The organism is Bradyrhizobium sp. Rc3b (assembly GCF_900114915.1).
Taxonomy (GTDB): domain Bacteria; phylum Pseudomonadota; class Alphaproteobacteria; order Rhizobiales; family Xanthobacteraceae; genus Bradyrhizobium.
On sequence record NZ_FOUS01000002.1, the window covers coordinates 321,944 to 341,849 of the forward strand.

Genomic DNA, 19,906 nt, shown 5'->3' on the forward strand with positions numbered 1-19,906 from the left:
GAATAGGCGCCTGCGCTCCCGTCAGTCGCGCTGGAAGATCCTGGCGCCGGGATAGGCGCGGCGGGCGTAAGTGACCACGAGCGCGCGGTCCTGGGTGTCCAGGAAGGGCGTTCGGATCTGGTACGACCCGACGATGAGGTGCCACAGGCCATTGAGCTTCTGGATCACGATATTCATTTGAATAGTCCTTGATGACTCCCATTCCAGCGAATGCTGCTGGTCGCCGCAGTGCTCAGGATCGTGTCCGCGGATGTAGAATTCCCAACACGGCCGCGCTCCTCTGCAAAATACGTCGACCATTGTTAGTTGGTTACGGAATGCGTCCAGATAAGCCGGATCCCATCACAGGCGCTTGAGTGAAATCAATTTCCGCGCCCATGAAACCGTCCTGAAACAGAGCCGTCCCATCTCTATGGGGTAGACGAGCTCACACAGGAGGCGAACATGCGCCGTCTGGCTTTCGCAATTGCTTTGCTCGCGGTCGCTTCGGTCGGGATTTCGGCATCGTTTGCCGCAGTTCACCACGCCAAGTCGTTGACGTTCGCGGAGCGCTTTGCTCCGGCGCTCGAGTTGATGGCGAAGCGCTAGCGGCTGATCACTCCGACGTGGACATCAGGTCGCACCCGTCGACCGGCCAGGTGCGGCGATGGCCGAGTGAGGCTTGACCTGCCGCAAGTCTGCGTCGCTGTGACCGGTTAGAGTCTGCCTGCATGGTTGCAGAAGCAGCGTTGTGCCCCGACGTCGCGGGCCCGGGCTCCAAGTCATGCAAGACTGGAGGCACGGCCGTGAGCATCATCTTTCGCATCGTCTTTATCGTCGCCGGCGCGGTCACCGCGCTGTTCGTCGCGCGAGATGCCCTGAACTTCACCATCATCCAGACCTTCGTCGCCGTCCTGCTGGTGACAGCCGTCGTGGGGGCTGGAAGTCTCTGGAGCATGCGGCGGAAGACGTGAGAAAGACAGAAAGCGGCGGTTCGCCCGGGCTCAGCGAAACCGAGGCCGGGCTGCGGCTGCAGCAGGAAGGTTACAACGAACTGCCTCGGCCCGAACGGCGCACGCCGCTGCGCATCGTGCTCGAGGTGCTGCGCGAGCCGATGCTCGCCCTCCTTCTGTGCGGCGGGCTGGTCTACCTGCTGCTCGGCGACCTTCGCGAGGCGCTGCTCCTGCTGGCATTCGGCGCCATCTCCGTCGTGATCACGATCGTGCAGGAAACCCGCACCGAGCGCGTGCTGGAGGCGTTGCGAGAGTTGACCAGTCCGCGAGCGCTCGTGGTCAGGGACGGGGAGCGCCGGCGCATCGCGGGCCGGGACGTCGTCCGCGGCGATCTCCTCGTCCTGGCCGAGGGCGATCGGATTCCGGCGGATGCGGTGCTCGTCAGCGCGCGTGATCTGGCGGTCGATGAGTCCCTGCTGACCGGAGAATCGTTCCCGGTTCGCAAGCAGGCCCTCAACGCGCCGGTCGCCAAAGCTTCCTTGACTGAAAAGGCCGGCTTGGCTGAGCATCGCCCGGGCGGCGATGATTTGCCTTTCGTGTATTCGGGCTCGCTGGTCGTGCGAGGCGAGGGCCTCGCCGAGGTCAAGGCTACCGGCCCTCGCAGCGAGATCGGGAAGATCGGACTGTCGCTGCATGGCTTGCAGCCGGAGCCGCCGCGGCTGCAGCAGCAGACCGCACGGCTCGTCCGGCTTTGCTTTCTCGGCGGCGCGATGATCAGCTTGGCGGCCGTCCTGCTTTACGGAACGCTGCGCGGGGATTGGCTGCAGGCGATGCTCGGAGGCATCGCGATCGGCATGTCCATGCTGCCTGAGGAGTTCGCCGTCGTCCTCACGGTGTTCATGGCCATGGGCGCCTGGCGGATCTCGAAGGCGCGGGTGCTGACGCGGCGCGCGGCCGCGATCGAGGTGCTCGGCTCCGCTACAGTGCTGTGCACCGACAAGACCGGCACGCTGACGCAGAACCGGATGTCGGTTGCGGAGCTGAGGCTACGCGACGGGACGAGCGTGCGCCTCGTGTCTTCGCGACCGGCGTCCGTCGGAGCGGAGTTTTTCGAGCTGGCGCGTTGCAGTGCTCTGGCGAGCTCGCCCCAACCATTCGATCCAATGGAGAAGGCCCTGCACGCGTTCGCGCAGGCGAGCCTGCCGGAGGGTGATGAATTCCCGGGTGCTCGAACCTTGATCCGCACCTACGGCCTGCGTCCCGAGCTGCTGGCGATGACCCAGGTTTGGCAATCGTCCCAGGGATTGTTCGCCTCGGCCAAAGGTGCTCCCGAAGCGATTGCGCGCCTCTGTAAATTGGACGGTGCGGACCAGGACGCGCTGCGGGATGCGGTCGCGGCGATGGCGAAGGACGGTCTTCGCGTGCTCGGCGTGGCCGCAGCGACCTGCGAGGCTGAGATCCTGCCGAGCTCGCAGGAAGGTTTTTCGTTTCGCTTCCTCGGTCTGGTCGGGTTGGCCGATCCGCTGCGTCCGCACGTCCCCGAGGCGGTGGCCGAATGTCGTTCGGCCGGCATCCGCGTCGTCATGATCACGGGCGACTATCCGGCGACCGCCATGGCGATCGCCGGGCAGGCCGGGCTCGACGTCAACGAGGTCGCGACCGGTGAGCAGATCAAGCTCGCGGACGAGAGCGGGCTGGAGGCCCTCGTCGGGAACGTGAACGTGTTCGCGCGGGTCCTGCCGGAGCAGAAGCTGCGGATCGTTCAGGCGATGAAGCGCAACGGCGAGATCGTCGCGATGACCGGCGACGGCGTCAACGACGCGCCGTCCCTGAAGGCGGCCCATATCGGGATCGCGATGGGCGGCCGCGGCACCGATGTCGCCCGCGAGGCATCCTCGATCGTCCTGCTCGACGACGATTTCGGCTCCATCGTTGCATCGATCCGGCTGGGGCGCCGGATCTACGACAATCTCCGCAAGGCGATGGCCTTCATTTTCGCCGTCCACGTTCCGATCGCGGGGCTGGCCCTGCTTCCGCTGGTTTTCGGGCTGCCTCTGATTCTCGGACCCGTTCACATTGCGTTTCTGGAGCTGATCATCGACCCGGTCTGCTCGCTCGTGTTCGAAGCCGAGCGGGAGGAGCGCGATGTCATGATGCGCCCGCCGCGGCGCGCCGATGCGGAATTGTTCTCGTGGGCTTTGGTCGGCTGGAGCATCCTTCAAGGCGTCATGGCATTTGCCTTGATCGCCGTGATCTTCGTCGTTGCGCTTCGTTCCGGTATTCCACCCGACGAGGCGCGTACGCTGGCTTTCATCGCGCTGGTCGTCTGCGTCGTCGCGCTGGTGCTGGTCAACCGGTCCTTCAGCGCGTCGTTCTTGTCAGCCTTCTTCCGTCCGAACCCGGCTTTGCTCTGGATATTCCTGTCGATCGCGCTCGTTCTCGCCGCGGCCCTGTTCTGGTCACCCGCGTCCAGTCTGTTTCGTTTCGGCCCCCTGCACCTGGACGATCTGATGGTCACGCTCGGCGCGGGATTGCTGGTGCTCACGGTGCTCGAACTGCTGAAACCCATATGGGCACGACGCTTGCGATTCTAGATCGTGACGCGGCAGGTCGATCGCTCATCGCGGCGCGCGGCGGAATTCGTTCAGCGTCGGGAATTCGTGCAGCCAACGGAAGACGCCTGCGAGATGCTGACGTCGTTTCATTAGAACAGGTCTAGTCTACATAGATTCTACGACGTGAATGTCCGAAAGACTTTGATTGTGCGTTCGGAGTCTTTGCATGGTCGTCCCCGTAAATTCGGGGACTGGGAATGCTGGAATTTGTGTTTCACGCACGCGCAACGAAGCGCGGATGCGTGTCGACGTTGTGCGGTCTTCTCGTGCTTCCTCCGGCCATCGCCTTTGGCGGCAACGCGCAAGCCCAGGGCGTGAGTGGAGCATCGGATCTTCCGCCCGTCGTGGTCGAGCAAGGCCGCGCGAACAAGCGTCAGGTCACGACATCGCGCAGCTCGCGATCTGCGAGTGTCCGACGTGCGCGATCACACGTGGCAGGACAGGCTGCCGAGGCCGGTTCTCAGCCGGCCTCCGCTGCGGTGGAACGCGGTACGGATCCGGTGAAGGGGTTTGTGCCCGTCGTCAGCTCGGCTGCGATGAAGTCCGACACACCTATTCTTGAGACACCTCAATCCGTTTCGGTGGTCAGCCGCGATCGGCTCGATGCGCGCTCGGCCACGACGCTTGTCGAAGGATTGCAGTATGTTGCAGGTCTCGCCATCCAGCCGGGCGGCAAAGACCCGCGCTTCGACAACGTCTTCATCCGCGGCTTCGACAACAATGGCTACGGTGCCTATCGCGACGGGCTTCGTGAGGTCGGCGATCCCAACTTCTTGTCGCTGTTCCGCAACGAGCCCTACGGCTTCGAACGCATCGACGTCATCAAGGGACCGAGCTCGGTCATGTACGGGCAGGGCGCGCCGGGCGGCCTCGTTGACGTCATCAGCAAGCGGCCGCCCGAACGGGCCTTCGGCGAGATCGTCGGCCAGTTCGGTAATTACGACCGCTTCCAGGGCGCTTTCGATTTCGGCGGTCCCGCGACCAAGGACGGTACGCTGCTCTATCGGCTGACCGGCGTGTTCAGGGATTCCGATGCGCAGATCGCGAACTTCTCGAATTTCGTGAAGGACAACCGGACCTATATCGCTCCGGCCGTGACCTGGAAGCCGACCAACGATACGACGCTGACCATTCTCGCCGACTACACGCACGATGTGACTGGAAATGCCTTTCCGCTGTCGATGGTCCATGTGACGGGCGGGAAGGTCACCGGCATCACGGCGTTGCCGGTGTTTCTCGGCGACCCCAGCTACAACAAATTCGACCAGGAGCAGGAGCGCGTCGGCTACCAGCTCGAGCACCGCTTCAGCAACAACCTGATCTTCGAATCCAAGGCTCGTTATGGTCACACCGAACTCGACTATCGGTATCTGACGTTCATCGGAACTCCGCTCGATACGACCGCGGTTTTTCCGCGACGTTCGATGCGTATCCAGGAGCAGATCGACACACTGTCGACCGACAACCACCTGATCAGCAAGTTCAGCACCGGGCCGCTCCAACATACGGTGGTCTCCGGCGTCGACTATCTGACGTTCAACATGACGGACCGGACCTATTTCGGAGCTGCACCGCCGCTGAGCAAGATCAATCCCGTCTATGACCAGGCCATTGCGGTTCCGACTGCGCTCACTGCCCCCTCAGCGAACCAGACGATCGACCAAGTCGGCGTCTATGCGCAGGACCAGATGAAGATCCAGAACTGGATCTTCACGTTGGGCGGACGTTACGACGCCTCGGAACAGAACACCTACGCCTTGGCGACCAACAAGACCACCGATACCAAGGACACGGCCTTCACCAAGCGAGGAGCCGTCTCCTACGTGTTCGATTCCGGAGTGGCGCCTTACTACAGCTATTCGGAATCGTTTCTGCCGACGCCGGGCACGGACTTTGCGGGCAGCCCGTTCAAGCCGACGAGGGCGCAGCAGCATGAGGTCGGCGTCAAGTACCAACCGTCGCGGACCTTGTTGATGACGCTGGCGCTGTATGATTTGACGCGGCAAAACTCGCTCACGAGCGATCCATCGCATCTCGGCTTCTCGGTCCAGCTCGGCGAGGTGAATTCGCGCGGCTTCGAGTTCGAGACGCTGGCGCAGATCATGCCCGGGCTGAACCTGGTGGCGACCTACACCAACCAGGATGTGAAGGTGACGCAAAGCACTGGCACCGACCTCGGCAAGGTGCCGACGCTGGTCGCCCGCCAGATGGCGTCGGCCTATCTCGACTACACTGTCCAGGGCGGCACATGGGACGGCTGGGGTCTTGGCGGCGGCGTCCGCTACAACGGGCCGACCTTCGCCGATATCACCAACACCATCGTCAACGAGGGCTACGTCGTGTTCGATGCCGGCCTGCATTATCGCCAGCCGAAGGGCGTCAACCTGGCGCTCAACGTGAAGAACATCGCCGATCGCGTCACGCTTGCCTGCACGGCGAACGGCGGCTGCCAATATACCAGCCCGCGCACCATCACGGGCACCGTCAGCTATCGCTGGTAGAGATCATGGTTCAGGCACGCACGATCCGGCTATGGTCGCGCATTCACACCTGGACGTCGCTGGTGTGCATGCTGTTCCTGCTGATGCTGTGCGTGACCGGGCTTCCGCTGGTCTTCCACGACGAGATCGACGATCTGCTCGAGGATGAGATCGCGGCGCCCGCCATGCCGGAGGGAACGCCGCGTCTCTCGCTCGACCGGATGATCGCTGCGGCTCAAGCGCGCTTTCCGAGGCACTACGTCCTGCTTCTCAATCTCAAGCAGACGGAGCCGCTGGTGACGGTCGCGGTGTCTCCGACCGCTGTCCCGGCGCCGGGTAACTTCCATCGTCTAACGTTCGATGCGCGGACGGCCGAAATGCTCGGGGAGGAGGCTCCACATCAGAGCGTCATGGATTTCGTGTTGCGGATTCACAAGGACATGTTCGCAGGCCTGCCGGGCGAATTGTTTCTCGGCGCGATGGGTCTTGTGTTCGCCGCGTCGATCATGTCCGGTGTGGTCGTCTATTGGCCGTTCATGCGGCGGCTCGATTTCGGCACGATCCGCCGGCGATCGTCTCCGCGCGCCAAATGGCTCGATACCCATAATCTCTTCGGCATCGTCACCGTGACCTGGGCGATGGTTGTGGGTCTCACCGGCATGATCAACACGCTGGCGACGCCGCTGTTCGACCTGTGGCGCGCGCAGTTGATCCCGGTCTTGCTGGCGCCTCATCTCGGCAAGCCCGTGGCTCCGATCCCGTCGGTTCAGACTGCCGTCGAGCTCGTCCGCGCAAGATTTCCGGATCGTCTGGTCACCTCGGTGACGATGCCGACATCGGCACGCTTCGGCAGCCCGCAGCATCTGGTCGTCTGGACCAAGGGCGCGACGCCCTTCACGGCGCGCATGCTCCAGCCGATGCTCGTCGACGCCAATGACGGCAAGACCATCGTGGCCCCCGAGGTGCCCTGGTATTTGAAGACGCTTCAGGTCTCCCGCCCGCTGCATTTCGGCGACTATGGTGGGCTTCCGCTGAAGATCATCTGGGCGCTGCTGGACATAATCACGATCATCATTCTCGTCAGCGGGATCTATCTCTGGGCGGCGCGGCGGAAGTCACCGGCCCGCCGCAAGCCGCTCGACGCGGGCCGCACCGCGGCAGTCGGCGCATAGCCCATGGTCACTCCCGTCTCGAACCAGCCTCGGGTTCACAGAAGCGTGTGGGACGTCTTCCGCTGGCCTCTCCTCGTCGGCATCGTCTGCGGCGCAGGGCTCGGCCTTGCGCTGGTCGGAGACGATGTCTGGGACGCGCTTTCGTGGCTGGCGTTGTCGCTGCCGGTCGTTCTGGCCATCTTCTGCTGGCGTCGCGCGGATCAACCGCGCTGAGGTCTATGGATGCCGATCGGGCTCTGACAAATCGCGTGCTTCGATGTCGTGGCCGACGTCACGTCTCTCATCCTTGCCGCCAAGCATCCGATGCAGCCAGCGTTCGACGCGGCGGCCGATCGTGAGCAGCACGAAAGTGAACGCCAGCGCGACCATGACGATTTTCCATTGCCCGGCGCCGCACGCAATGCCGAGACAGGCGGCGAGGAAGGTGCAGGCCGCGCTGGTCAGGCCGCGCACGCGAAAACGGTCGCTCTCGTGGACGATGACGCCGGCTCCGAGGAAGCCGATGCCGGTCAGGATGCCCTGGATCACACGGCTCGTCGCATCGGTGATCTTGCCGGGCTCGGCGAACTGGACCGCGAGCAGCACGACGGCCGCGGTGGAGAGCCCGACGATGCCGAGCGTCTTCAGCCCGATCGGCTTGCCGTGCAGGTCGCGGTTCAAGCCGATCGCGCTACCGGCGAGCGTCGCGGTGCCGAGGCGCAGCAGGATTTCGGGCCAGTCCATTTCGTCATCTAGTCACTTCTTCGGCACGCGTCCCATGCGTTCGAGCGAGGGTTCGTCATGTGTAGAACGTCGGCTTCGTACCGGCAAAACATAGTCGATGCGGGCGAGAGGCTCCAGAGGAGTCGTTACGTCTCGTGCCCCGGACGCAGCGCGGCGCTCCCGGCGATGCGAAGCATCGTCCGTTGCGGTGCGCTGCTGAGCCGGGGCCCAGAATGTCGGAGAGGAGGGTGTGCGCGGCGTGGGTCCCGGCTGTGCGCAGCAGCGTTTCACGCTGCAGCGCGCCCGGGACAGGAGAGTCTTTACCGCAGCGGCTTCTTCAGCAGCGAGAAGCGGTCCGGATCGAGCCCCATCGAGGGCTGCAGCATCGGGGCCTCGACATTGGAGAGCGTCTTGGCGGGCGGAGCCGAGAACACAGGGTCATTCGGCACGTCGCGCTGCGAGGTGGCGCCGCGCCAGCGTTCGAGCACGGCGCTGACGAAATGCATGTCGTGGCCGGAGGTGACCGAAGGGACGCTGCTGATGGTAGCCTCGCCGCGCGGCAATTGGTGCGGTGGCACCTCCTTGAAGCGCAACCGGGTCGGTAGTGCGACGCCTTCGCCGAAGGCCAGCACTTCACGCGTGCCGAGCGAGGGCACGAAGGAGAGCAGGTTCGCGGCGGCGTCCGACACAGCGGCGCGCAGCAGCGCCTGGTCGCGCTCGTTGGCAAGACGCATCGTGAACAGCGTATTGCATTGGGAGATGATGGTGGCATCGAGCTCGGCCGGCCGCTGGGTGATGAGGCCGAGATAGACGCCGTATTTGCGGCCTTCCTTGGCGATTCGCGACACCGCCTTGCGGGTCGGGCCGAAGCCGATATTGCGGTCGGCGGAGGCGTAGCGATGCGCTTCCTCGCAGACGAACAGCAGCGGCGAGACGCCGTCGCTCCACAGGCCGAAATCGAAGGCCATGCGGCACAGCACCGAGACGACGGAATCGATCACCTCGGCGGGGAAGCCGGCGAGCTGCATCACCGTCATCGGCTTGCCGTTCGCCGGCAGGCGGAACAGATGGCTGATGACCTCGGCCATGGTGTCGCCGCCGACATTGGCGTTGTCGAACATGAAGGCGTAGCGGGGGTCGTTGCGCACCGCTTCGATGCGTGAGATCAGCTTGTGATAGATGATGCGCGAGGAGCGGTTCTCGAGCTTGCCCATGCGCTCGTCGATCAGCGACATCAGGTCGACCAGGCGGTACGGCACCGGGGTGTCGACGGTGTAGCCGATCTGCTTGGGATCGATGCGCTTGAGGCCGATGCGGTCGGCGTTCTGGTATTGGGTGTAGACGCCCTTGGCGAGCGGGATCACCTCGGCCAGGATGTCGAGCTCCTCGGGTACGCCGGCGCGGCCGCCGAACAGCACGTCGACGATTTCCTCGAAATTGAACAGCCAGAACGGTAGCTTCAGGTTTCGCGGGTTGAGCACCAGCGCGCGGTCGCCGAAGCAGCGGCCATATTCGTTGTGCACGTCGAGCAGGAAGATGCGCAGGTTCGGGCGCGCCTTCAGGATCTCGTTGAGCAGCAGCGACACGCCGGTGGATTTGCCGACGCCGGTCGATCCCAGCACTGCAAAATGCTTGGACAGCATTTCCTCGACATCGACATAGGCGACGACCGAGCGATCCTGCTGGAGGAAGCCGACATTGATCTGGTCCGAGCCGGTCGGCGCGTAGATCGTGCGCAGCTCCTGGCTGGTAATCAGATCGACGGAATCGCCGATGGTCGGATAGTTGGTGACGCCGCGCTGGAATTTCGGCTTGTCGCTGGCGTTGAGGATCTCGCCGAGCAGGTCGACCGAGGCAACCGCGATATAACTGTCGCTGCTCGACAGGTTCTCGCAGGACACCTCGGTGATCATCGCGACGATGACCGAGCTGGCGCTGCGAATACTGACGAAGCGGCCGACGGTCGCCCGAACTTCCGAGATCGGCATCTGGCTTTCTGCCAGCAGCCCGACCCGGGCCAGCGATCCGCGAACCGAAATCACGCGTCCAAAGGATGTCACGATGAATGAACCTGGCGAGAGCGAGGGATTTGCCCGGACTATGCGCGGCCGTGGCTGCACAAACGGTTAAGCGCCAGGCGCGGGCACTTCGTTAAATCCACGACAATTCGGCCGGGAAGTTTGTTCCGATTGCATACTTGCGGGCGGAAACGGCGGGAAATCAGCGCTATTTCAGGCCGTTGGAGCCCAAAGACAATTAAGGAACATTTTACCATCCGGCCAGTCAGTCCATCGTTGGGGGAACGTCTTCCTTCGATCCAGGGGTGTTTGATTTGTTGACGGGACTTAATCATTTGTACATTAGTACAAATAGCTGGCGGGGCCTCGTGACCACCTTGGACGTATGAGCGCGTTGCAGCCTTGCTCCCGATGATGCGATTCGGTCGGCGGATCGCCAGCTGTGCCCCGGAGGAAAGCATGCAACCCGAACCGATCTTCGATCTCGCTCATCTCGGCCATATGGAGCTGCTGACGCCCAAGCCCGATGAGAGCCTGAAATTCTTCGTCGACGTCATGGGCATGACTGTCAGCGGCCAGAAGGGTGAGTCGGTCTACTTGCGCGGCTGGGACGATTACGAACGCTATTCGCTCAAGCTGACGGCATCGAAGACGTCGGGCATGGAGCACATGGCGCTGCGCGCGCGCAGCCAGCAGGCGCTGGAGCGCCGCGTCGCCGCGCTCAAGGGTTCCGGTTTCGACATCGGCTGGATCGACGGCGACATGGGGCAGGGGCCGACCTTCCGCTGCCGCGATCCTGATGGTCACATCGTCGAGCTCTATTATGAGACCGAATGGTATCAGGCGCCGCCCGAGCTGATGCCCGCACTGAAGAACCAGGCGCAGCGCTTTCCCGCGCGCGGCGTCAATGTCCGCCGGCTCGATCATCTCAATTGCCTCGCCGTCGACATCAAGGCCAACCGCGAGTTCTTCGAGAATTACCTCGGCTGCCGCCTCACCGAGCAGATCGTGCTCAATGACGGCCGTGAAGCTGCGATGTGGCTGACGATGTCGAACAAGAGCTATGACTTCGCTTATTCGCTCGACCATTCAGGCGTGCCGGGCCGCTTCCACCACGTCACCTACGCGCTCGACAGCCGCGAGGAGATTCTGCGTGCTGCCGACATCTTCCTGGAGAACGGCATCCACATCGAGACCGGCCCGCACAAGCACGCGATCCAGCAGACCTTCTTCCTCTACGTCTACGAGCCCGGCGGCAACCGCGTCGAAGTCGCCAATGCCGGCGCACGCCTGATCCTCGCGCCGGACTGGAAGCCGATCGTGTGGACCGAGGAGGAGCGCAAGAAGGGCCAGGCGTGGGGGCTGAAGACGATCGAGTCCTTCCACACCCACGGCACGCCGCCGGTGGAGGCGAAGAAGCACGGTTAGTGGATTGAATTGCGCACCCGCGCGATCGTCTCGCGGACGCCTGTCCATGCCGGCTTGCCCGGCGCGAATTGCTGGCGCAGGAAGCTGACGAGCTCCTCCACCTGTGCGTCGCTCATGCTGTTCCGGAACGCCGGCATGTAGCCCAGATCGCTCGACACCGGCTCGGCGATGCCGTGCAGGATCACCTGCACGAGATTGTCCGATGTGGCGCTGTGCAGATTGCTGTTGAGCGCGAGCGAGGGCCGGCTGCCGAACAACGGCAGGCCGCCGACCTCGTGGCAGACGGCGCAGGCTCCCTGATAGAGCCGCGCGCCGGTGGACGAGGCGACGGTGACTTGCGTTGCGCCCTCGAGTTTTACCACGAGCGCAGGCGCATCGACCGCGGCGTCGTTGAACGAATTGAGATAGACCGCCATCGCGCGGATGTCCTGGTCGGGCAGGGCCTTGAGATCCCTGACAACAGGTGCCATTGGGCCGGCGGCGACGCCGTGATAGCGTGAATGGCCGGTGCGCAAATAGGCGAACAGCTCATCCTCGCTCCATGGGATCGGCGCATGCGACAGCGAGGTCAGCGGCGGCGCCTCCCAGCCCTCCGCAAAGCCGCCGGCGAGATAGGAATTGCGCTGCTCGGCGCCGAGCGCATTGCGCGGCGAGTGGCAGCCGCTGCAATGGCCGAGGCCCTCGACGAGATAGGCGCCGCGATTCCAGGCCTCGGACTTGGTGGGGTCGGGCTTGAATTCCTTTGCCTGGTGGAAGAGCGCATTCCAACCCGCGAGCAGCGGGCGCAGGTTGAACGGGAAGGCGAGCGTGTTCGCCGGCGCCGTCGCGCGCACTGCAGGCTGCGCCATCAGATAGGCATAGAGCGCCTGGAGGTCGGCTTCGCTGGTCCTGGTAAAATGCGTGTAGGGGAAGGCGGGATAGAGCTGCCGGCCGTCGCGATGCAAGCCATCGCGCATCGCGCGCTCGAAGGCGGGATAGGACCAGGCGCCGATGCCGGTCTCGACATCGGGCGTGATGTTGGTTGAATAGATCGTGCCGAATGGCGTCTCCAATGCGCGGCCGCCGGCATTGAGTACGCCGCCGATATTGGTGTGGCACTCCGCGCAATTGCCGAGCGCAGCAAGCTGCTCTCCCCGTGCGATCGTCGCGGCGGAATAGACCGATGCGTCGGGCCGCGCGATTGGCGCAATCGCGCGCCCCGGCAGAAGTGCCGCGCCGATGCCGATCGCGGCGGTGCAGACGGCGGCAATCGCAGCCAAGATGCCGGCGCGATTGGCGAAGGGATTCTCCCAGATGCGCGACGGCTGTGGCGCAGCCGGCGCGGGCAGGGCCTGCGGCACGGGCGATGTTTCACCGTGCAATCCCCTCAGGATGCGTTCGGGCGTAAAGGGCGGCTCGCGAAAGCGCACGCCAGTGGCATCGAAGATCGCGTTCGCTATCGCTGCCGCGCTCGGGACGGACGCGGATTCGCCGACGCCGAGCGGCGGCTGGTCCTGACGCGGCAGCATCAAGACGTCGATCTTGGGCACATCGGGGAAGGGGATGATCGGATAGGCGCCCCATTCGCGCGCCGCCACCGCGCCGCGCTCGAACGAGACTTCCTCCATCAGCGCGCGGCTGGTGGACTGGATGACGTTGCCGTGGATCTGGTGGCGTACGCCGTCCGGATTGATCATCAATCCGGAATCCTGTCCCGCAACCACGCGCGTCACGCTGACATCGCCGGTCGATTTGTTCACCGCGACGTCGGCGATCCACGCCGACCACGCCGCGCCGTAGCCGGGAAACTTGCTGTGGACGTAGAGCGCATAGGCAAAGCCGCGGCCGTGCACGATCTCGCCGTCCTTCTCTTCGCGCACCGGTCGCGGCGCCCAGCCCGCGCGTTCGGCCACGGCATTGACGAGATCGACGGCGCGCTGGTCCTTGAGGTAGCGCAGGCGGTATTCGATCGGATCGACGCCGGCCTCGGTCGCGGCTTCGTCGATGTAGGATTCGTGCGCAAACGTGTTCGGCAGCGCGGAGACGCCGCGGAACCAGGAGGCGCGCACGATCGGCGGCATGTCATGGGCGACGACGCGCATGTGGTCGTAATCGTAGGGCGGGATCGCCGTGCGGTCGCCCATCTGCAGCACGGCAGGCTCGGATGGAATGCGACCAGTGAGCAGCAGCGCCAGCGTCGGTGCGGCATTCGAGGGATAACGCGTGGCGAGATCATACGCTGCGATACCGCCGTTCGCATCCAGACCGCCATTGACGTCGATGAGCTGCGCGGTGCCCTTGGGCTCCCAGGCGTGCTCCTGCTCGCGTGTCAGCTGTACGCGGACGGGCCGGCCGACGGCGCGCGACAGCAATAGTGCATCCGCGGTGACATCGTCAGCGCAATTGCGCCCGTAGCAGCCGGCGGCTTCCAGCCGGATCACCTCGACCTCGCTCTCGGGGCGCTCGATCAACAGTGCGAGGTCGCTGCGCAGCACGTGCGGATTTTGCGTGCCCGACCAGACCCGGATGTTGTCGTCCTGGAAGTCGGCAACCGCACAGGACGGGCCGATCGAGGCGTGCATCTGATACGGCCACACATAAGTGCGCTGCATCGGCTTGGCCGCGCCTGATATCGCCGCATCGACGTCGCCCTTGTCGATCAGCGTGCGCGGTGTCGATGGATTGGCGCGCAGCGCGGTCTCGACGTCGGCGAGATCGGTGAGGGTAGGCGTCGGCTTCCAGCTCACCTTGAGCTGCTCCGCCGCGCGGATCGCATTTTCCTCACGTTCGGCGACGATTCCGACGAAGTCGCCGATGCGCACCACAGCCACGAGGCCAGGAATGTCGCGTACTGACGCTTCATCGACCGCGATCAGGCTGGTGCCGACGAACGGCCCGGCATCGACACCGGCATAGGGCGGTCGCACCACGCGGCCGTGCAGCATGCCGGGGACGCGGATATCGTGCACGAAGGTCAATTCGCCCGTGGCCTTGGCGGGCAGGTCGACGCGCGGCGTCGACTGACCGACGATGGCATAATCGCCGACCGCTTTGACGGTGACGTCGTCGGCCAACTCCAGGCGGATCGTCTCGTCGCCGATCAATTCGCCGTAGCTGACGCTGCGGTTGTCGCGGCCGCGCACGAGACCGTCCTCGATTCTGAGGTCCGCCGCCGGCAGCTCCAGCCGCTCGGCCGCGCGCGCGATCAGGAAGTGACGGGCTTGCGCCGCGGCCTTGCGTAGGGGAACAGCCGTGATCTGGATGGTCTCGCTTGCGATCGTCGCGCCCTGGTTCGGCACCACCGCAGTGTCGCCGAGCACCACGACGACGCGCGCAAAGGACACTTCCAGCTCTTCGGCGACGATCTGGCCGAGCGCGGTGCGGATGCCGGTGCCGAGATCGACATGGCCGTTATACGCGCTGATCGATCCATCCGCGGTGATGCGGATGAAAGTCTCGGACGTGAGTTCATCCACGGTGCGGACGACGACGAGCGAACCGGACTGGCGCTCAGCTCCATCAGGGGCAGGGGAGGCCATCAATCAACGGCCTCGGTGAGCTGGCCTGAAGCGCGCATCACGGCGCGCAGGATTTCGACATGCGTGCCGCAACGGCAGAGATTGTAGCGCAGCGCCGCCAGCGCTTCCTGCTCGGTCGGCCGCGGGTTGATCGCGAGCAGCGCCTTGGTGGTCATGATCATGCCGTTGAGGCAATAGCCGCATTGCGCGGCCTGCTCGTCGATGAAGGCCTGCTGCACGAGGTCAGGCTTGTCGCGCGTGCCGAGCCCTTCGAGCGTCACGATGTCGCGGCCGGCGCAGCCACCGACGGGAATCACGCAGGAGCGGGCCGCCGTCCCATCGATCAGGACAGTGCAGGTGCCGCATTCGCCGAGGCCGCATCCATATTTCGGGCCGTTGAGCGCGAGATCGTTGCGCAGCACGTAGAGCAGCGGCGTCTCCGGCGCTGCAGCGACCTCGTGGATCCCCCCGTTCACGGTGAGGCGGATCGGTGTCTGCGTCATCCTCGTTTCCAAGCGCTCGGCCAAGTCATGGCGAAAATCTACGTCGCGACGATACCGTTTGTACACAAACGTGCAAGCCATGCATGCCGCACTGCAGCGCGACTGCCTTCTTTGTGGACAGAGCGGATAGGCAAATGAGGTTTTATGCAGCAGCCGCATCTTTTGCGCTGCACCGCCGCTTGACAGCCATCCGGGGCGCGCGCACCATCGTTCGTATACGAATGATAACCGCGGTCTCGCTGGCTCTGACATGGTGATGGAAACGACGAGCGCTGCTATCGACAAGATCCGCTGCGATGCTTGTCCGGTGATGTGCTACATCAAGCCGGGCGCGGCGGGCGCCTGCGATCGCTACGCCAACCACGACGGCAAGCTCGTCCGCGTCGATCCGCATGTGATCCTGGAGCGCACGGTCTCGCATGGCGGCAAGCTGGTCCCGTTCAGCCGCACCGAAGACTGGGACGGCAAGATCGTCCACGAACCTTCGACCTTTGTGACTGCGATCGGTGCGGGCACGACCTATCCCGATTACAAGCCGGCGCCGTTCATCGTCTCCGCGGAGGTCGACGGCGTCGACATGGTGACTGTCGTCACCGAAGGCATCTTCTCCTATTGCGGCATCAAGGTGAAGATCGACACCGACCGCTATCTGGGGCCGGAGACCGCGACCGTGCGCGCGCAGGGCGAGGCGGTCGGCCATGTCACCACGAGCGAATACGGCTCGCAGATGCTGTCGCTGGGCGGCGTGCATCATCTCACCGGCGGCTCCAAGAAGGAGGGCCGCATCACCTGTGACACGCTGATGGATCTGGCCAATTGTAAGGCGGTCGAGCTGACCATCGACGGCGGCGCGAGCGTCGTCGTCCAGGCCGGCCAACCGCCGATCGTCAACGGCATGAAAGAAGAGCGCATGCGCGTCGGCTGCGGCTCGGCGACGATCGGCATGTTCGCCAAGCAATGGCACGGCAAGGTCGACGAAGTCGTCGTGGTCGACGACCACATCACCGGCGTGCTCTCGGAGCATCAGGCCGGCAAGCTGCTCGACATCGCCGACACCGGCATCAAGATGAAGGGCCGCCGCTCGACGCCCGGCCGCTATTTCCAGGTCGCAGATCCCGGCACGGGGTGGGGTGGCACCAACATCTCGGATCCGCTGGCCATCCTCGGGCCGTTCGATGCCAAGGAGGCAAAACCGGGTCTCTCGATGCTGATGGTCTCCACGACCGGCGAGCATTCGTCTTACTACGTGCTTGACGAGGCCCTGAAGCCGGTCGAGACCGAGATGCCTGACGACCTGAAATTCTCGATCGAGCGCATCCAGGAGAATTGCGAGCCGGCGCTGTGCACGGTGCTGTTCATGGCCGGTGCCGGCGGCTCGCTGCGTGCCGGTGTCACCGACAATCCGGTGCGGCTGACGCGCTCGGTGAAGGACGCGCTGACGCGCGTCACCAGCGGCGGCGCACCGGTCTATGTCTGGCCGGGGGGCGGCATCACCTACATGGTCGATGTGACGCAGATGCCGGCGGGCGCGTTCGGCTACGTGCCGACGCCGGCGCTGGTCGCGCCGATCGAGTTCACGATGAAGCTGTCCGACTACGCCGCGCTCGGCGGGCACATGGATTATGTGAAGCCGCTCTCCGAGGTCCAGAACGGCGACGACGTCCGCCAGCTGCCCTGGCAGAACCCGATCCCGGGGCCTCGGGCATGACAAGGCTCCCGCAAATCGCATTGCTGTCTGATGGCCGGCGGCTGCATTTGCAGGATGGACCGATTGATCTGGTCGTTGAGGCGAGGGGGCGCACGGACGATGTGCGTGCAGCCTATGAGGCGGCTGTGCGCCGCTTCACTGGACTGCTCGACGAACTCTGCGCCGAATTGCCGGAGCTGCGCACGGCCGCCGGGAATCGGACTTCGCTGAAGGGCGTGGTGGCCCGCCGGATGCATGCCGCTGTCGCACCCCATGCCTCCGATTGCTTCATCACGCCGATGGCGGCTGTTGCCGGTAGCGTGGCGGAGGAGATCCTGGGCGCCATGCTGGGCGATGCGACGCTGGATCAGGCCTATGTCAACAATGGCGGCGATATCGCGCTTCATCTCGGCAAGGGCGAGCGTTTTTCGGTCGGCCTGATGGACCGCCCCGATCGCGCTGGCGTGATGCGGACGATGAGGGTTGATGCGGATGACCCCGTGCGGGGCATTGCGACCAGCGGACGCCACGGTCGCAGCTTTTCGCTCGGCATTGCTGACGCCGTGACGGTGCTGGCGGCAACGGCGTCGCAGGCCGATGCGGCGGCCACGATCATCGGCAACGCTGTCGATCTGCCCGGGCATCCCGCCATTATCCGGACGCCTGCAAACGAGCTGCAGTCCGACAGCGATCTCGGCGAGCGTCTCGTGACGCGCGACGTCGGCGAGTTGTCGCAGGACGAGATCGCCGTCGCGCTCGAATCTGGCGCGGAATGTGCACGCCAATTGTTCGATCGCGGATTGATCGAGGGTGCCGTGGTGCGGCTTTGTGGTGATATGCTTGTCATCGGACCTAAGGATATAGAAGAGCAACGAACGCGCCCGCTTGTGCTGGAGAACGCGGTCTGTGCCTGAACGGGGAAGCGAAACATGAGCGCGATCATCCGCAAGATCGTCACCGTCGTCGAAGAGACGCAGATGGAGATGGGCCGCCAGGTCTCGCCGCCGACCCGGCGTGCCGCGGCGATCGCAGTCATCGAAAATCCCTTTGCCGGACAGTATGTCGAGGATCTCTCGCCGCTGATCGCGATCGGCGAGGAGCTGGGCGAGCTGCTGTCGAAGCGCGCCGTGGCGGCGCTCGGCATCGATGGCGCGAAGGCGCAGAGCTATGGCAAGGCCGCCGCCGTCGGCGAGAATGGTGAGCTGGAACATGCCGCCGCGATCCTTCACCCCAAGATGGGCGCGCCGGTTCGCAAGGTGCTGAGCAAGGGCGCAGCATTGATCCCGTCGTCGAAAAAGCGCAGCGGGCCGGGCACGACGCTCGACATCCCGCTGGGGCACAAGGACGCCGCGTTCGTGCGCAGCCATTTCGACGGCATGGAAGTGCAGATCAACGACGCGCCGCGTGCCAACGAGATCATGGTCGCGGTCGCCGTTACCGACAGCGGCCGTCCGCTGCCGCGCGTCGGCGGGCTCACGGTTGCGGAAGTGAAGGGCGAGGACGGTCTGAGATAGGGCTCGAAGCGGGAGGCGGGCACAGCCTCTCGGATGAGATCACGCAGAAGACGTAAAGAGTTCAAAACTGGAGGTTGGGATGCGAGCAAGAAATTACTTCGTCGGCGCGGCCTTCGCGCTTCTGGCGGGCGGCATGGCTCATTCGGCCCTGGCGCAGGACATCAAGATCGGCGAGATCAACAGCTATTCGCTGCTGCCGGCGTTCACCGAACCCTATCGCAAGGGCTGGCAGCTCGCGGTCGAAGAGATCAACGCGGCCGGCGGCATCAACGGCAAGAAGCTGGTTGTGGTCTCGAAGGACGACGGCGGCAAGCCGGCGGACGCGCAGACTGCGGCGAATGAGCTGGTGTCGAGCGAGGGCGTCGCGATGCTGACGGGTACGTTCCTGTCGAACATCGGCCTCGCCGTCAGCGATTTCGCCAACCAGAAGAAGGTGTTTTTCCTCGCGGCCGAGCCGCTGACGGATGCCGTGACCTGGTCCAAGGGCAACAAATACACCTTCCGCCTGCGTCCCTCCAACTACATGCAGGCGGCGATGCTGGTGGAAGCAGCCGCAAAGCTGCCGGCCAAGCGCTGGGCGACGATCGCGCCGAACTATGAGTACGGTCAGTCCGCCGTTGCCGTGTTCAAGAAGCTGATGTCGGAGAAGCGCCCTGACATCCAGTGGGTCGACGAGCAATGGCCGCCGCAGGGCAAGATCGACGCGGGCCCCGTGGTGCAGGCGGTTGCCGCCGCCAATCCCGAAGCGATCCTCAACGTCACCTTCGGTGCCGACCTCGTCAAGCTCGTGCGCGAAGGCAACACCCGCGGCCTGTTCAAGGGGCGCGAGGTCGTCTCCTTCCTGACCGGCGAGCCGGAGTATCTTGATCCGCTCAAGGATGAGACGCCCGAGGGCTGGATCGTCACCGGGTACCCCTGGTACTCGATCAAGACGCCCGAGCATGACGCGTTCCTGAAGGCGTACCAAGCCAAGTACAACGACTATCCGCGCCTCGGCTCGATCGTCGGCTACCAGACCATCAAGGCGGCCGCCGCGATCCTGGCGAAGGCGGGCTCGACCGATCCGGAGAAGCTGATCGCTGCCGCGGAGGGACTGTCGATGCCCTCGCCATTCGGCGCGATCACCTTCCGCAAGATCGACCATCAGTCGACGCTCGGTGCTTTCGTCGGCAAGACCGCGCTGAAGGACGGCAAGGGCGTGATGGTGGATTCGGCTTACAAGAAGGGCGCGGACTATCTGCCCAGCGATGCCGAAGTCGAGAAGCTGCGTCCGAAGGATTGATGTCTTCCTTCTCCCTCGCCCCGCTTGCGGGGAGAGGGGGAGCCTCCGTGAGGGAGGTGACAGCGAGCCTTGCGGA

16 protein-coding genes are annotated in these 19,906 nt (G+C 64.4%); 11 read left to right on the forward strand and 5 right to left on the reverse strand.

The features are described 5' to 3' along the window. Positions 1-21: 21 nt before the first annotated feature. Entirely contained in the window at positions 22-177 is a 156-nt protein-coding gene (locus BM190_RS40275) for a hypothetical protein (protein ID WP_177236918.1), read from the reverse strand. Between the two features lie 267 nt (positions 178-444). Between BM190_RS40275 and BM190_RS40280 the strand changes: the two genes are divergently transcribed. The 6 genes from BM190_RS40280 (at position 445) to BM190_RS05045 (ending at position 7,412) form a co-directional block, all read left to right on the forward strand. Continuing rightward, positions 445-588: a hypothetical protein gene (locus BM190_RS40280; protein ID WP_177236919.1), complete on the forward strand. Its 144-nt coding sequence runs from the start codon at positions 445-447 to the stop codon at positions 586-588. 197 nt (positions 589-785) lie between these two features. Further along, the gene (locus tag BM190_RS40285; RefSeq protein WP_177236920.1) at positions 786-953 is read left to right on the forward strand and encodes a hypothetical protein; all 168 of its coding nucleotides are present in this window, start codon (positions 786-788) and stop codon (positions 951-953) included. After that, the gene (locus BM190_RS05030) at positions 950-3,526 is read left to right on the forward strand and encodes an HAD-IC family P-type ATPase (protein WP_092252457.1); all 2,577 of its coding nucleotides are present in this window, start codon (positions 950-952) and stop codon (positions 3,524-3,526) included. Before BM190_RS40285 ends, BM190_RS05030 begins: the two co-directional genes overlap by 4 nt. A gap of 452 nt (positions 3,527-3,978) precedes the next feature. Next, positions 3,979-6,048 carry a TonB-dependent siderophore receptor gene (locus tag BM190_RS05035; RefSeq protein ID WP_244550598.1) on the forward strand — a complete coding sequence of 690 codons (2,070 nt, stop codon included), beginning with the start codon at positions 3,979-3,981 and terminating at the stop codon, positions 6,046-6,048. A 5-nt stretch (positions 6,049-6,053) separates the two neighbouring features. Further along, entirely contained in the window at positions 6,054-7,199 is a 1,146-nt protein-coding gene (locus BM190_RS05040) for a PepSY-associated TM helix domain-containing protein (protein WP_092252459.1), read from the forward strand. Between the two features lie 3 nt (positions 7,200-7,202). Next, positions 7,203-7,412, forward strand: a complete 210-nt coding sequence (locus BM190_RS05045; RefSeq protein WP_092252461.1) for a hypothetical protein — start codon at positions 7,203-7,205, stop codon at positions 7,410-7,412. A gap of 3 nt (positions 7,413-7,415) precedes the next feature. Here BM190_RS05045 and BM190_RS05050 read toward each other — a convergent pair whose 3' ends face one another. Next, complete coding sequence (locus BM190_RS05050; RefSeq protein WP_092252463.1) at positions 7,416-7,922, reverse strand: MgtC/SapB family protein; 507 nt, start codon at positions 7,920-7,922, stop codon at positions 7,416-7,418. A 299-nt stretch (positions 7,923-8,221) separates the two neighbouring features. Further along, the gene (locus BM190_RS05055; protein ID WP_026202466.1) at positions 8,222-9,961 is read right to left on the reverse strand and encodes an ATP-binding protein; all 1,740 of its coding nucleotides are present in this window, start codon (positions 9,959-9,961) and stop codon (positions 8,222-8,224) included. A gap of 417 nt (positions 9,962-10,378) precedes the next feature. Here BM190_RS05055 and BM190_RS05060 point away from each other — a divergent pair, with 417 nt between their 5' ends. Further along, on the forward strand, positions 10,379-11,347 hold the full coding sequence (locus BM190_RS05060; RefSeq protein ID WP_092253046.1) for a catechol 2,3-dioxygenase: 969 nt from the start codon (positions 10,379-10,381) through the stop codon (positions 11,345-11,347). Here the strand turns inward: BM190_RS05060 and BM190_RS05065 are convergent. Both BM190_RS05065 and BM190_RS05070 read right to left on the reverse strand, forming a co-directional pair. Beyond that, positions 11,344-14,865: a molybdopterin cofactor-binding domain-containing protein gene (locus tag BM190_RS05065; protein WP_092252465.1), complete on the reverse strand. Its 3,522-nt coding sequence runs from the start codon at positions 14,863-14,865 to the stop codon at positions 11,344-11,346. The genes BM190_RS05060 and BM190_RS05065 overlap by 4 nt on opposite strands. Beyond that, positions 14,865-15,347 carry a (2Fe-2S)-binding protein gene (locus BM190_RS05070; protein ID WP_018320967.1) on the reverse strand — a complete coding sequence of 161 codons (483 nt, stop codon included), beginning with the start codon at positions 15,345-15,347 and terminating at the stop codon, positions 14,865-14,867. The genes BM190_RS05065 and BM190_RS05070 overlap by 1 nt, the downstream gene beginning before the upstream one ends. A 250-nt stretch (positions 15,348-15,597) precedes the next feature. On the opposite strand from BM190_RS05070, the gene BM190_RS05075 reads away from it, so the two are divergent. The 4 genes from BM190_RS05075 (at position 15,598) to BM190_RS05090 (ending at position 19,830) form a co-directional block, all read left to right on the forward strand. After that, complete coding sequence (locus tag BM190_RS05075) at positions 15,598-17,055, forward strand: 6-hydroxynicotinate reductase (RefSeq protein WP_092252467.1); 1,458 nt, start codon at positions 15,598-15,600, stop codon at positions 17,053-17,055. Further along, positions 17,052-17,948 carry a UPF0280 family protein gene (locus BM190_RS05080; protein ID WP_092252470.1) on the forward strand — a complete coding sequence of 299 codons (897 nt, stop codon included), beginning with the start codon at positions 17,052-17,054 and terminating at the stop codon, positions 17,946-17,948. Before BM190_RS05075 ends, BM190_RS05080 begins: the two co-directional genes overlap by 4 nt. Before the next feature lie 15 nt (positions 17,949-17,963). After that, positions 17,964-18,548, forward strand: a complete 585-nt coding sequence (locus tag BM190_RS05085) for an amino acid synthesis family protein (RefSeq protein ID WP_018320970.1) — start codon at positions 17,964-17,966, stop codon at positions 18,546-18,548. Positions 18,549-18,627: 79 nt separating this feature from the next. Continuing rightward, positions 18,628-19,830 (forward strand): ABC transporter substrate-binding protein, encoded by a 1,203-nt coding sequence (locus BM190_RS05090; protein WP_092252472.1) that lies wholly within the window; start codon positions 18,628-18,630, stop codon positions 19,828-19,830. The last annotated feature ends 76 nt before the right edge of the window (positions 19,831-19,906 follow it).